We start from the raw sequence: 14,263 nt of genomic DNA on the forward strand, positions 1-14,263 counted from the left end.
CGGCCGCTGGTCGGGCTGCTTTTCGTTCGCAATCCCCTTATACTGCGCGTTTTACGGCAAGTCTGAGTTCCTTCATGCAAAAGAAAAATATCTACGTAGCCTACACCGGCGGCACCATCGGGATGCAGCGCTCTGCGCAGGGCTACATTCCGGTATCGGGTCATCTACAGCAGCAACTGGCAAACATGCCCGAATTCCATCGGCCTGAAATGCCGGCTTTCACTATCCATGAATATCAGCCGCTGATGGATTCCTCGGACATGACGCCGCAGGATTGGCAATCGATTGCGAACGATATTAAGCAAAACTACGATCGCTACGATGGCTTTGTGATTTTGCATGGTACCGACACCATGGCCTTCACCGCTTCGGCGCTCTCCTTTATGCTGGAGAACCTCGCCAAGCCGGTGATTGTCACCGGCTCGCAAATTCCCCTGGCAGAATTGCGTTCTGATGGTCAGCAAAACTTGCTGAACTCGCTCTACGTGGCAGCCAATTATCCAATTAATGAAGTTGCCCTGTTTTTCAACAACACGCTGTTCCGCGGCAACCGCACCACTAAAGCACATGCTGACGGCTTTAATGCTTTCGCGTCGCCAAACCTGGCGCCATTGCTGGAAGCAGGCATTCATATCCGCCGGTTGAATACGCCGCCCGCACCGCAAGGTCACGGCGAGCTGATTGTGCATCCGATTACGCCGCAGCCGATTGGCGTGGTGACGATTTATCCGGGGATATCTGCCGACGTGGTGGGTAACTTCCTGCGCCAACCGGTGAAAGCGTTGATCCTGCGTTCCTACGGTGTGGGCAACGCACCGCAAAACGCCGAGTTCCTGTCTGAACTGCAACAGGCCAGCGATCGCGGCATTGTGGTGGTGAATCTGACGCAGTGTATGTCCGGTAAAGTGAATATGGGCGGCTATGCCACCGGCAATGCGCTGGAGCATGCGGGCGTAATCAGCGGTTTTGATCTCACCGTTGAAGCGACATTAACCAAACTGCATTTTTTATTGAGTCAGAACCTTACCAGCGCGGAAATTCGTGCCAAAATGCAGCAGAATTTACGCGGCGAACTGACTGAAGATTGATACGGAGCGAAACCAATGAAGCGGGCATTGATAATTATCGATATTCAGAACGATTTTTGCCCCGGCGGCCCAATGGCTGTGCGTGATGGTGACCAAACGGTTGCTGTTGCCAATCGATTTGCGCGTGAGTTTCACGATCGGGGCGAATGTGTGGTGGCATTGCAAGACTGGCATCCAGCCAATCACGGCAGCTTCGCCTCAATCTCCGGCGAGCCGGTGTACACGCTGGGCGAATTAAACGGTTTAGCGCAAATCTGGTGGCCGGATCACGGTATTGAGAACTCTGTCGGTGCGGATTTCCATCCCGATCTCGATCGCTCTCTGATTGATGCTGTGTTCCATAAAGGCGGTGATGTTGAGGTGGATAGCTACAGCGCCTTCTTCGATAACGGCCATCGCCGCAAGACAGAGCTCGACAGCTGGCTGCGCGAGCGCGGCATTAGCGATTTAGTGATGTTGGGTATTGCGACCGATTACTGCGTTAAATACAGCGTGCTGGATGCGCTGGAGTTGGGTTACAACGTGGAGGTGGTTAAAGAAGGCTGTCGTGGTGTGAACCTGAATCCGGACGACAGTGAAATTGCGTTCGAGCAGATGGCGGCGCAAGGTGCGGTATTAATCTGAAAATAAGGGGCTGGTGAGAACCAGCCCTTTGGCTTTTTAGTGCAGGTTGATGCGCGTGACATCGGGCTCAATGCCGAACTCTTCTTTCAGCTGTTTCTTCGATTTCATCACCATATCGCCACCTTTGCTGATGGTCATATGTTGCGGATCGTCATTGTGGCGAGCCTGCCATAACATCACTAGCTGCAGACAATTCTCTTTCTGCTCTGGCGTTAGCGCGACGCCATCTGGCCATTTGCCGATTTCAACCGCCGTGGAGAGTCGTTCGTAGACTTCCGGCGTCATCGCCTCCAGCATTGCTTCCAGTTCCTGTTTCATGCTTAGCCCTCTTGCTGATTGCCCTGCTCATCAGTGAAGTTTAGCGAAGCGGAGTTCACGCAATAGCGCTCGCCGCTTGGCTGTGGGCCATCCGGGAACACATGCCCCAAATGCGCGTCACAGTTGCCACAACGAATCTCAACCCGATGCATGCCGTGTGAATCATCTTCCAGATAGCGGATAGCTTCGTCACTGAAAGGCTGATAGAAACTTGGCCAGCCACAGCCTGAATCATATTTGGTTTCGGAGAGAAACAGCGGCGAGTTACAAACTAAGCAGTGGTAAATCCCTTCCTGCTTATTGTGCAGCAAGGCGCCCGAGAAAGGGGGCTCCGTTCCACGATGCTGAGTGACATAGCGCTGCATTTCGGAAAGCTGCGCAATTTTTGCGTCGGGTGCGGTGTCTTTAGCCATTTTGAGTTCCGGAGTGTCATTCTGAAAAAATCGACTAGTATTCTAACAAACGTACAACATCTATCGGGTCTTTTTTCGTGCTAACGCATCCGACATCTCTTCCACAGCACGATTTTGTGATGGCGATCACCCTTTGCAAAAGTCATCCCTTTTCAGCCCGCATTCGGCGTAACATAGGCGCGCAATAAGGGTGCTGCGTAAGCGATTGCGCAACGAATTATTCCTGGTGTTGGAATTGACCTGTCGCAACAATTGACACGATTCCGCTTGACGCCTGGTAAGGTTTTTGTAATTTTACAGCCAACCTTTTATTCACTAACAAATAGCTGGTGGAATATATGACTATCAAAGTAGGTATTAACGGTTTTGGCCGTATCGGTCGCATCGTTTTCCGTGCTGCGCAGCAGCGTTCTGACATCGAAATCGTCGCGATCAACGATCTGCTCGACGCCGATTACATGGCATACATGCTGAAGTATGACTCTACTCACGGTCGTTTTGACGGCACTGTAGAAGTGAAAGACGGTGCACTGATTGTTAACGGTAAGAAAATCCGTGTTACCGCTGAGAAAGACCCGGCTAACCTGAAGTGGGACGAAGTGGGTGTTGACGTTGTTGCTGAAGCGACCGGTATCTTCCTGACCGACGAAACTGCACGTAAACACATCACTGCTGGCGCGAAGAAAGTGGTTCTGACTGGTCCTTCTAAAGACAGCACCCCAATGTTCGTACGTGGCGCTAACTTTGACAAATATGCTGGCCAGGACATCGTTTCTAACGCGTCTTGCACCACTAACTGCCTGGCTCCACTGGCTAAAGTTATCAACGACAACTTCGGTATCGTTGAAGGTCTGATGACCACCGTGCACGCAACTACCGCAACCCAGAAAACCGTTGATGGCCCGTCTCACAAAGACTGGCGCGGCGGTCGTGGCGCAGCGCAGAACATCATCCCATCTTCTACCGGTGCAGCTAAAGCAGTTGGCGTTGTTCTGCCAGAGCTGAACGGCAAACTGACCGGTATGGCGTTCCGTGTTCCTACTCCAAACGTGTCTGTTGTTGACCTGACTGTTCGTCTGGAAAAACCAGCGACCTACAAAGAAATTTGTGCAGTGATCAAAGCTGAGTCAGAAGGCAAAATGAAAGGCGTTCTGGGCTACATCGAAGACGACGTGGTTTCTACCGACTTCAACGGCGAAACCCTGACTTCAGTGTTCGATGCTAAAGCAGGTATCGCTCTGAACGACAACTTCGTGAAACTGGTTTCCTGGTACGATAACGAAACTGGTTACTCACACAAAGTTCTGGATCTGATTGCTCTGGTTGCTTCTAAGTAAGCTAACCGGCTAAACAGACAAGGGGTGACTTCGGTCGCCCCTTTTTTTCGACTGGATAAAGAGAAGGTCTGACCATGCAAGATACGCTTTATACCCTTCCGGTAGTGAATCAAATCACCCCTTATCTGTCACAGCGTCAGCAGGGTGATTTACCGATTGTGGTGATCAGCCATCCCAAAGTACGTGCGGCGATTGCCCTGCAAGGCGCACATCTGCTCTCGTGGCAGCCGAGCGGCCAGCAACCGGTGATTTGGCTCAGTGAAAAGACGCCGTTTACCACGGGCAAAGCAATTCGCGGCGGCGTGCCTATCTGCTGGCCGTGGTTTGGTCCGGCAGGTGAACCTGCACACGGTTTTGCACGTAACATGCCGTGGACATTGACCGCCCATGACGAAAACGAAGATGCGGTATTGCTGACTTTTACGCTGGAAAGCAATGCGCAAACTAAAAAGCTGTGGCCACACGATTTCACCCTGCTCGCTCGTTTCCGTATTGCTGAACATTGTGAAATTGAGCTGGAAGCCTACGGCGATTATGAAGCCACGGCAGCGTTGCACAGCTACTTCCAGATTGCAGATATCGCGCAGGTCGAAGTGAGCGGATTGGGTAACAGCTTTATCGATAAGGTTAACGATAATGCGGTTGGCGCATCAGACGGTAAACAGACCTATCCTAGCCGCGTGGATCGTATTCACACCGCGGCAGATGACTGCAGCGTGATTCACGATAAAGCTGGTAAACGTCAGATTGAAGTCTATCACCACTATCAAAGTGACGTTGTCACGTGGAACCCAGGTCCTGAATTGTCATGCAGCATGGGTGATATGCCAAATGAAGGCTACAAAAACATGGTGTGCGTGGAAACGGCGCGCATTAGCAAGCCGTTAAAAAGCGCGGGCGAATCCCCTGCGCGTTTGGGCACCACGATTCGTATTGTTAAAAAGTAATAAGATGCGGCGCTGTTGCGCCGCTAAACCACATCCAATGAGGTTTTCGTTAGTGGCGCAGGAAACGCCCGATCGATGATGCTCAGCTCTTCATCCGTTAGATTGATGCCAAGCGCCGCAGCGTTTTGCTGCACATGTGCAACGCTGCTGGCTTTTGGAATGGCTAAAACGCCCTGTTGGCGTATCACCCAAGCCAGCATCGCTTGCGCCACGCTAATGCCCTTCTGTTGTGCAATCTGTTGAAGATGCGGATCGTCAAACAACGCCTGGCGCAATCGTCCAGCCTGAGCCAACGGGCAATAGGCCATAATTGGCATCTCGCGCTGCTGACATTGTGGCAATAAATCGTACTCGATACCGCGCGACGCTAAGTGGTACAGCACCTGATTAGTTAAACAGGCTTTGCCGCCGGGCTCATGCCACAGTTCCAGCATATCGTCGTGGTCAAAGTTAGAGACACCCCAATGGCGAATTTTGCCCTGCTGCTGCAAAGATTCCATCGCACGGATGGTTTCTTCTAAGGGCACATTGCCCCGCCAGTGCAACAGATAAAGATCGAGGTAATCGGTTTGTAGACGGCGCAGACTGCGTTCGCAAGCTTCAATAGCGTCAACTTCTCCGGCATTCCATGGATAGACCTTCGATACCAGCCAGGCTTGATCGCGACGTCCGCGTAACGCTTCCCCGACCACCTCTTCAGCGCCGCCTTCTGCATACATCTCAGCGGTGTCGATAACCTTGAGGCCGAGATCTAAGCCCGCCTGCAGTGCCGCCACTTCCTGGCTGCGTAATGATGGATTCTCGCCCATATACCAGGTTCCCTGGCCGATGGCGGGTAAAGCTGATTCACCATGAAATTGAATGGTCTTCATTACTCCTCCTGTTGCGCCAAATTGGGGCTCGTAAATGGTGCAATGTAAGAAAAACGCCTCATTACGAGGCGCTTATTTCATCATCAGAAGCTGTAACTGATGCCGGTCCAAAGTGTGTACTGCCCACTCTTATTGACCATTGGGCTATCTTTAATTTCGCTGTCGAAGCGCGTATAGCGACCTGACAAGCTGGCGTTCCAGTTTTCTGTGATTTGGTAACTGGCGTTCATCTCAACATACTGTGACCAGCTGGCGTCAGGATGGTACTCAGCGATGCCAGTACGCGCACTTTCATGCGAGGAAACACCGTAGTAATAACGGTTCTGATTGGCGCTGTTCCACAGCGCGCCAATGCCCGGCGTCAGGCTGAAAGCACCGAAATTAAAGCGATATAAATAGGTGAGATCCCACATCATGCCGTTGCTGTTATTGAGCACATCACCCAGCAATGTGGTGCGCACGATGCCCCAGTCCGCCACATGACGATAGTTGGCGCCGGCCATCAGCGTCATACGGCGCTTATCCAGCGCTTTCATATCACCCAAATCGTTGTCTTTAGGATCGTACTCCTGCGGCGATCCCAGCACGGTCAGCGACAGCTGATTCTGTGGGTCTTTCCATAGGTAATAGCCGCCTTGCAGGCTGCGGAACCAGAAGTTTTCACCTTCATAATTAATCACCGGAATCGGCAGATAGCGGTCTTGTCCGCCCCGATAAGGTGACTGCGCGTAAATGACCGAAGCGCCGAGAGATAAGGGTTCTGCATGAGTGCCGAACGCCGCAAAATAACAATGAACAGCCAGAGCAAGCGCTTTAAGTTTGAATTGGTTCACAATTTAATCAGTCCATTAATATAACAATCACACGCAGAGTCTAACCAAATTTTTGCTATCGGTTAACGTTTAATGATGCTCTCTAACCAGCACCGGGAAATAATCTGAGTGGCTGCATCGCTCTCGCTGCTTAGGTTGATTGCCTCGGTGCTTATGAGACTTTGTTATTGATATATCGCTGAATAAGGAGAAAAGTGGCTGCAGGTTTTCTGAATGCCTTCTACAGTTAAATGTAAGACGAGACTTTTTTGTACGAGCAGAGTAACCATAAGAATTGTGTACCCCGATTAAAAAACGTCAGGTTGGCATAAGGGTTGCTGTACTCAATAAAGAATATCTTCCGGGAGCTGCTACAAACTTTTATTACGCTCCTTTACCTGTGCTAAAAACGAAAGGACGGGCATCGCTATGAATATATTCGATCACTATCGTCAGCGTTATGAAGCTGCCAAGGATGAAGAGTTCTCATTGCAGGAATTCCTCGCCATCTGTAAACAGGATCGCAGTGCATACGCCAACGCTGCAGAGCGACTATTAATGGCCATCGGTGAGCCGGTGATGGTTGACACTGCGCAAGAGCCACGCCTTTCCCGCATCTTCTCCAACCGCGTCATGGGACGCTACCCTGCCTTCGAAGAGTTTTACGGTATGGAGGAAGCGATTGAGCAAATCGTCTCCTATCTGAAACACGCCGCGCAGGGTTTGGAAGAGAAGAAACAGATCCTTTACTTACTGGGCCCGGTGGGCGGCGGTAAATCCTCGCTGGCGGAGCGCCTGAAAGCGCTAATGCAGCGTGTGCCGATTTATGTGCTGAGCGCCGACGGCGAACGCAGCCCGGTAAACGATCATCCACTCTGCCTGTTTAACCCGCAGGAAGACGCCAATATTCTGGAAAAAGAGTATGGCGTGCCGCGGCGCTACCTTGGCACCATCATGTCGCCTTGGGCGGCAAAACGTCTGCACGAGTTTGGCGGCGATATTACCCGTTTCAAAGTGGTGAAAGTGTGGCCGTCGATTCTGGAACAGGTGGCGATTGCAAAAACTGAACCGGGTGATGAGAACAACCAGGACATCTCTGCGTTGGTTGGTAAAGTCGATATCCGCAAACTGGAAAATCACGCGCAAAACGATCCTGATGCTTACGGCTATTCAGGTGCTTTGTGCCGTGCGAACCAGGGCGTGATGGAATTCGTCGAGATGTTTAAAGCACCGATTAAAGTGCTGCATCCGCTGCTGACCGCTACGCAGGAAGGTAACTACAACGGTACTGAAGGGATCTCTGCCCTGCCGTTCAACGGCATCATTCTGGCGCACTCCAACGAATCAGAATGGGTCACCTTCCGTAATAACAAAAACAATGAGGCGTTCCTTGACCGTGTTTACATCGTCAAAGTGCCTTACTGCTTACGCGTCTCCGAAGAGATCAAGATCTACAACAAACTGTTGGATCACAGTGAGTTGACCACTGCGCCATGCGCGCCGGGTACGCTGGAAACGCTGGCCCGCTTCTCCATTTTGTCGCGTTTGAAAGAGCCGGAAAACTCCAGCATCTACTCAAAAATGCGCGTTTATGATGGCGAAAGCCTGAAAGATACCGATCCAAAAGCCAAATCCTGGCAGGAGTATCACGATTACGCAGGCGTAGATGAGGGCATGAACGGCCTTTCTACCCGCTTCGCGTTTAAAATCCTGTCGCGCGTGTTCAACTTCGACCATGCCGAAGTGGCGGCCAACCCGGTGCACCTGTTCTACGTACTGGAGCAGCAAATTGAGCGCGAGCAGTTCCCGCAGGATCAAGCCGAGAAGTATCTGGAGCACCTGAAAGGCTACCTGATTCCGAAATACGCCGAGTTTATTGGTAAAGAGATTCAGACTGCGTATCTGGAGTCCTACTCTGAATACGGTCAGAACATCTTTGATCGCTACGTTACCTACGCTGATTTCTGGATCCAGGATCAAGAGTACCGCGATCCTGACACCGGACAGCTGTTTGACCGCGAATCGCTGAACGCCGAGCTGGAAAAGATCGAGAAACCTGCCGGGATCAGTAACCCGAAAGATTTCCGTAACGAGATCGTCAACTTCGTGCTGCGTGCCCGCGCGCAGAATAGTGGACGCAATCCGAACTGGACCAGCTACGAAAAACTGCGCACGGTTATCGAGAAGAAAATGTTCTCGAACACCGAAGAGTTGCTGCCAGTGATTTCGTTCAATACCAAAACCTCAACGGACGAGCAGAAAAAACACGATGATTTTGTCGATCGCATGATGGAAAAAGGCTATACCCGCAAGCAAGTTCGCCTGCTGTGCGAGTGGTATCTGCGCGTGCGTAAATCTTCATAATCGTTATCTGTAAGCGTCGCGGTGCTTCGGTGCTGTAACAGGAGGCCGGGTTTTCCCGGCCTAAGCTTGCAATGCAGTTTGGGGGATTTTTATGGCCTATTTTATCGATCGGCGTCTCAACGGTAAGAATAAAAGCGCCGTCAATCGGCAGCGCTTTCTGCGCCGTTATAAGTCGCAAATCAAGCAATCGATCTCCGAGGCCATCAATAAGCGTTCGGTGACCGATGTCGAGAGCGGCGAATCGGTCTCGATTCCAATTGACGATATCAATGAGCCGAGTTTCCATCAGGGCCGTGGCGGCAGTCGCCATCGCGTTCATCCTGGGAACGACCATTTCGTGCAAAACGATCGCATTGAACGTCCGCAAGGTGGCGGCGGCGGCGGTGGTAGCGGCCAGGGCAATGCCAGTCAGGACGGTGAAGGCCAGGATGAGTTCGTCTTCCAAATCTCTAAAGATGAATATCTCGATTTGCTGTTCGAAGATTTGGCGTTGCCGAACCTGCGTAAGAATCAGCATCGTCAGTTAAACGAGTACAAAACCCATCGCGCGGGCTATACCTCAAATGGTACGCCGGCAAACATCAGCGTGGTGCGTTCGCTACAAAACTCATTGGCGCGTCGTACCGCAATGACGGCGGGTAAACGCCGGATGTTAAACGAGCTGGAAGCCACGCTAACCGAAGTGGAAAACAGCGAACCGGCGCAGTTACTGGAAGAGGAGCGTTTACGTAAAGAGATCGCCGAGCTGCGCGCGCGCATCGATCGCGTGCCGTTTATCGATACCTTTGATCTGCGCTACAAAAACTTCGAGAAGCGGCCAGAACCTTCCAGCCAGGCCGTGATGTTCTGCCTGATGGACGTATCAGGTTCGATGGATCAGGCCACCAAAGATATGGCGAAGCGTTTCTATATTCTGCTGTATCTGTTCCTGAGCCGTACTTATAAGAACGTCGACGTGGTTTACATTCGTCATCACACTCAGGCGAAAGAGGTCGACGAACAGGAGTTCTTCTACTCGCAGGAAACCGGCGGCACCATTGTATCCAGTGCATTGAAGTTGATGGATGAAGTGGTTAAAGAGCGTTATGACCCGTCGCAGTGGAACATCTATGCGGCGCAAGCGTCGGATGGTGATAACTGGGCCGATGATTCACCGCTCTGCCACGAGATCTTAGCCAAGCATATTCTGCCGGTTGTGCGTTATTACAGCTACATCGAAATCACGCGCCGCGCGCACCAGACCTTATGGCGCGAGTACGAACATCTGCAGGCGATGTTTGATAACTTCGCAATCCAACATATTCGCGAGCCAGAAGACATCTATCCAGTATTTAGAGAACTTTTCCACAAGCAGGCTGCAGAAGCCTAAGTCTATAAGCCGGTCACTGACCGGCTTTTTCTTTGCAGCAGCCCCGCTCACTTCCCGCCATTTCTTGTTGTTTTTTCATACAAATTTAGCTGTATATGGGATATGGCCCCACAGAATGAAAAAATGTGCAATTAAGCGCTGACAAGCTATTGATAAGGCATTATCTTTTCACCTTGTCTGTGTGAATCCCCCGCAGTTTGTCTTTTTTGCCCCGCCGCAGGAGAACGCCGTTGAATACCAGCATGATTTACAGTGTGTTTATTATTGGGTCCGTGCTGGTAGCAGCAAGTATTTTACTCAGTTCCTTTTCCTCGCGCCTTGGCATTCCGATTCTGGTGATCTTCCTCGCGCTCGGCATGTTGGCCGGCATTGATGGCATTGGTGGCATCGCGTTTGATAACTATCCGGTTGCCTATCTGGTCTCAAACCTGGCGTTAGCCATCATCTTGCTCGATGGCGGTATGCGCACCAAAGCGACCTCGCTAAAAGTGGCGCTCGGCCCGGCGCTATCGCTGGCGACCGTCGGCGTGATGATCACCGCAGGTTTAACCGGCGTCGCCGCTGCCTGGTTGTTTAAGCTCGACCTGATGCAGGGCTTCCTGATTGGCGCGATTATCGGTTCCACCGATGCCGCCGCAGTATTCTCGCTGCTGGGTGATAAAGGCCTCAACGAACGTGTCAGCTCCACGCTGGAGATTGAATCTGGCAGCAACGACCCGATGGCGGTATTTCTCACCATCACGCTGATCGACATGATCCAGCAAGGCCAGTCCGGCCTGAGCTGGATGTTCGTGGTGCATCTGGTGCAGCAGTTTGGTCTTGGCATCGTATTAGGCCTTGGCGGCGGCTGGGCGCTGCAGCAGTTGATAAACCGCATCAATCTCGCGCAGGGTTTATATCCGCTGCTGGCGGTGAGTGGCGGCATCATCGTGTTTGCGCTGACCACGGTAATGGAAGGCAGCGGCATTCTGGCGGTGTATCTTTGCGGCTTCCTGCTGGGCAACAGCCCGATTCGCAACCGCCACGGTATTTTGCAAACCTTTGACGGCATGGCATGGCTGAGCCAAATCGGCATGTTTATTGTGCTGGGTTTGCTGGTGACGCCATCCGATTTGTGGCACATCGCGGTGCCGGCGATGATTCTGTCGCTGTGGTTGATTCTGGTAGCACGCCCACTATCGATTCTGGTTGGCCTGTTGCCTTTCAAGGGCTTCACCGGACGCGAACGTATCTTTATCAGTTGGGTGGGCTTACGTGGCGCGGTGCCGATCATCCTCGCCGTATTCCCGATGATGGCCGGACTGGAAAACGCCAAACTCTACTTCAACATCGCCTTCTTTGTGGTGCTGGTATCGCTGATGCTGCAAGGTACGTCGCTGGGCTATGCCGCCAAACGTGCCAAAGTGGTGGTGCCGCCAACCGCCTCGCCGATTAGCCGGGTTGGACTGGATATCCATCCAGAAAATCCGTGGGAGCAATTCATTTACCAGTTGGGCGCAGACAAGTGGTGCGTTGGCGCGGCGCTGCGTGATTTGCAGATGCCCCGCGAAACCCGCATTGCCGCCCTGTTCCGTGACAACGTGTTGATGCACCCCAACGGCAACACGCGTCTGAAAGAAGGCGATGTGCTGTGTGTGATTGGCCGGGAACGCGATCTCCCCGCTCTTGGCAAAATGTTCAGCCAATCGCCGCCCGTCTCGCTCGATCAACGTTTCTTCGGCGACTTTATCCTCGATGCCGAGGCACGTTTGAAAGATGTGGCGCAAATTTACGGGCTGGAGTTGGATGAACAAACCAACGATCAGCAGTCGTTAGGACAGTTGGTGATGAGTTTGCTGGGCAGTACGCCGGTGGTTGGCGATCAGGTGGAATGGAACCAGTTAACCTGGACGGTGGCAGAAAAAGAAGACAACCAAATCGTGAAAATCGGCGTGCGTGTAATGGAAGACAAGGAATAATCCGAGGCCATTATCGCTCGTAAACTGCGTATGAACGACTATGCTCACTATTCAACCCAGTTAATACGGGAGAATGTAATGGGACACGTGGTTAAGATTGGTCGTTATGAGATTGTTGACGCAGAGTTCAATACTGACAATGGCGATACTGTGAGTATTCCCTGCCATACCAATCCCGGCCTGAGTGACCAACTCGACGGCTGGGATGTGGATACCAGTGTACCGGCATGGATTGATGAAGAGGCTGTCGATCTACAAATCGGACACTACGACAAGCAGCAGGATCTTTGGGTACTGAAAAAACCTGCCTGACTGGCTGGCGCCGCCATTGATGAAAATGGCGGTCATTCCGAAAAGTTGTCTTAAAATGAAGCGTTATATCCGCGATTAATTAACTTTTAACGATATTTTTCAAGTAGATAGCCAATTATTTCTTTAGTCATTTTTTTCCTTTTCAGACTATTTCCATATTAACTCTGTCAAATAACTCCTGCATACTCTTAAACGTTGCTGCAGCTTTTCGTGACGTGCATCACGTCTCAAACGGTCCTTTCCTTGCAGCGCTTATGGCAGCACAGACTTATAAATCGCTGAAAGAATTATTCTTTCTGCTTTTCAGCGGATCACTCCTGAGCGCGTACTTGATTCTGGTCAGGCCATCTTTTACTTAAGAAAAGAGAGCAGGTTTTATGGCAAGTACTTTGATAATGAATGATGCAACCCGCTCGTGGAGCGGACTGCGCAAAAACCTCATCGCAAAAGTCGCACTTAGTTTCTCGGATTTAATTGCGTTAAATCTGGCATTGTTTTTATCTGCCGCCACCGTTCAAGGTATTTGGGGCGAACTGGATACGTTTATTCCGCCTCAGCAGATTGAATACCGATTTATTGCCCAATTTAGCCTTTCTATTCTTTGCACCGCCTGGTTCTGGGTGCGTATGCGTCACTACACCTATCGCAAACCATTTTGGTTTGAATTGAAAGAAGTGATTAAAACCCTGTTCGTCTTCTCTCTGCTTGATCTGGCGCTGATTGCCTTTTCAAAATGGGACTTCTCGCGCATGGTTTGGGTGTTCAGCTGGACTTACGCCCTGCTGCTGCTGCCGCTGATGCGTGCCGTGGTAAAACGTGCGATCAATCGTGCAGGTCAGTGGCAGAAGGAAACCATCATTATTGGTTCCGGTAAAAACGCAATGGAAGCCTATGCGGCGCTGCAGAGCGAAGAGATCCTGGGTTACAACGTGCAGGCGTTCATTTCACTGGATGATGACCAACAGCACGAAAAAGTGAATGGCGTTCCGGTTATCACCTGGAAAGATATCAACTGGCAAACCATGGACCGTGACAACACGCAATTTATCGTCGCCACAGAATTTGAGCAGCAAGTGGTGCGCGATAAATGGCTGAAGTTTCTGTCCAAAATGAAGTGCCGTTCGATTTCCGTGATCCCAACGCTGCGCGGCGTGCCGCTGTATGGCACCGACATGTCATTCATCTTCAGCCATGAAGTGATGATCTTACGCGTCAGCAACAACCTGGCAAAACGCTCTTCACGCTTCCTGAAACGCACCTTCGATATTGTGGTGGCATCCATGCTGCTGCTGTTCCTCGGTCCGGTATTCGGTCTGCTGTGTGCGATGGTGAAACGTGACGGCGGCAATGCGATTTATGGTCATGAACGCGTTGGACAAGATGGCGTGAAGTTTAAGTGCCTCAAGTTCCGCTCGATGGTGACCAACTCGCAGGAAGTGCTGCAAAATCTGCTGGCGACCAGCGAGGAAGCGCGTGCTGAATGGGATCGTGATTTCAAACTGAAAAACGATCCGCGCGTGACTAAAATTGGTAACTTCCTGCGCAAAACCAGCCTTGATGAGCTGCCACAGTTGTGGAACGTGATTCGCGGCGAAATGAGTCTGGTCGGTCCGCGTCCGGTGATTGAAGCGGAACTGGAGCGTTATGCCGGTGATGTGGATTACTACCTGATGGCAAAACCGGGCATGACCGGCTTGTGGCAGGTCAGCGGCCGTAACGACATCGACTACGATACGCGCGTTTACTTCGATTCCTGGTACGTGAAAAACTGGGCATTGTGGACTGACATTGCGATTCTGTTCAAAACCGCTGGCGTAGTGGTCCGTCGCGACGGCGCTTACTAATACCC

General features: G+C 51.5%; 13 protein-coding genes. 9 read left to right on the forward strand and 4 right to left on the reverse strand.

The window, feature by feature from the left end; all coding sequences use genetic code 11:
• The first annotated feature begins 74 nt into the window (after positions 1–74).
• Together ansA and pncA are read left to right on the forward strand one after the other, a co-directional pair.
• Entirely contained in the window at positions 75–1,088 is a 1,014-nt protein-coding gene (gene ansA, locus VIJ98_RS10595) for an asparaginase (protein ID WP_008110353.1), read from the forward strand.
• Positions 1,089–1,103: 15 nt separating this feature from the next.
• Positions 1,104–1,712, forward strand: a complete 609-nt coding sequence (gene pncA, locus VIJ98_RS10600; RefSeq protein ID WP_154156339.1) for a bifunctional nicotinamidase/pyrazinamidase — start codon at positions 1,104–1,106, stop codon at positions 1,710–1,712.
• 36 nt (positions 1,713–1,748) lie between these two features.
• Here the strand turns inward: pncA and VIJ98_RS10605 are convergent, their stop codons facing one another.
• Together VIJ98_RS10605 and msrB are read right to left on the reverse strand one after the other, a co-directional pair.
• Positions 1,749–2,030 (reverse strand): YeaC family protein, encoded by a 282-nt coding sequence (locus VIJ98_RS10605; RefSeq protein WP_101764217.1) that lies wholly within the window; start codon positions 2,028–2,030, stop codon positions 1,749–1,751.
• 2 nt (positions 2,031–2,032) lie between these two features.
• The gene (gene msrB, locus VIJ98_RS10610) at positions 2,033–2,443 is read right to left on the reverse strand and encodes a peptide-methionine (R)-S-oxide reductase MsrB (protein ID WP_008110360.1); all 411 of its coding nucleotides are present in this window, start codon (positions 2,441–2,443) and stop codon (positions 2,033–2,035) included.
• A 338-nt stretch (positions 2,444–2,781) separates the two neighbouring features.
• On the opposite strand from msrB, the gene gapA reads away from it, so the two are divergent.
• A complete protein-coding gene (gapA, locus tag VIJ98_RS10615; protein ID WP_007889697.1) occupies positions 2,782–3,780 on the forward strand; it encodes a glyceraldehyde-3-phosphate dehydrogenase in 999 nt (332 codons plus the stop codon).
• A 74-nt stretch (positions 3,781–3,854) separates the two neighbouring features.
• Complete coding sequence (locus tag VIJ98_RS10620) at positions 3,855–4,727, forward strand: D-hexose-6-phosphate mutarotase (RefSeq protein WP_323273877.1); 873 nt, start codon at positions 3,855–3,857, stop codon at positions 4,725–4,727.
• 23 nt (positions 4,728–4,750) lie between these two features.
• Here VIJ98_RS10620 and VIJ98_RS10625 read toward each other — a convergent pair whose 3' ends face one another.
• Together VIJ98_RS10625 and VIJ98_RS10630 are read right to left on the reverse strand one after the other, a co-directional pair.
• Positions 4,751–5,599: an aldo/keto reductase gene (locus tag VIJ98_RS10625; RefSeq protein ID WP_323273880.1), complete on the reverse strand. Its 849-nt coding sequence runs from the start codon at positions 5,597–5,599 to the stop codon at positions 4,751–4,753.
• Between the two features lie 83 nt (positions 5,600–5,682).
• Positions 5,683–6,432, reverse strand: coding sequence for a MipA/OmpV family protein (locus VIJ98_RS10630; RefSeq protein WP_407330277.1), 750 nt, complete (start codon positions 6,430–6,432; stop codon positions 5,683–5,685).
• Positions 6,433–6,840: 408 nt separating this feature from the next.
• Between VIJ98_RS10630 and yeaG the strand changes: the two genes are divergently transcribed.
• From yeaG to wbaP, 5 genes are all read left to right on the forward strand, one after another.
• Positions 6,841–8,775 (forward strand): protein kinase YeaG, encoded by a 1,935-nt coding sequence (gene yeaG, locus VIJ98_RS10635; protein WP_008110364.1) that lies wholly within the window; start codon positions 6,841–6,843, stop codon positions 8,773–8,775.
• A 91-nt stretch (positions 8,776–8,866) separates the two neighbouring features.
• Positions 8,867–10,144 carry a YeaH/YhbH family protein gene (locus VIJ98_RS10640; RefSeq protein ID WP_008110365.1) on the forward strand — a complete coding sequence of 426 codons (1,278 nt, stop codon included), beginning with the start codon at positions 8,867–8,869 and terminating at the stop codon, positions 10,142–10,144.
• A 230-nt stretch (positions 10,145–10,374) separates the two neighbouring features.
• Positions 10,375–12,102: a potassium/proton antiporter gene (locus tag VIJ98_RS10645; RefSeq protein WP_008110366.1), complete on the forward strand. Its 1,728-nt coding sequence runs from the start codon at positions 10,375–10,377 to the stop codon at positions 12,100–12,102.
• Between the two features lie 78 nt (positions 12,103–12,180).
• Positions 12,181–12,414 carry a DUF1480 family protein gene (locus VIJ98_RS10650; protein ID WP_008110367.1) on the forward strand — a complete coding sequence of 78 codons (234 nt, stop codon included), beginning with the start codon at positions 12,181–12,183 and terminating at the stop codon, positions 12,412–12,414.
• A gap of 377 nt (positions 12,415–12,791) precedes the next feature.
• Positions 12,792–14,258 carry an undecaprenyl-phosphate galactose phosphotransferase WbaP gene (wbaP, locus tag VIJ98_RS10655; protein ID WP_008110368.1) on the forward strand — a complete coding sequence of 489 codons (1,467 nt, stop codon included), beginning with the start codon at positions 12,792–12,794 and terminating at the stop codon, positions 14,256–14,258.
• Positions 14,259–14,263 lie beyond the last annotated feature (5 nt).

The organism is Pantoea sp. S18 (genome assembly GCF_045689705.1).
Classification (GTDB): Bacteria; Pseudomonadota; Gammaproteobacteria; order Enterobacterales; family Enterobacteriaceae; genus Pantoea; species Pantoea symbiotica.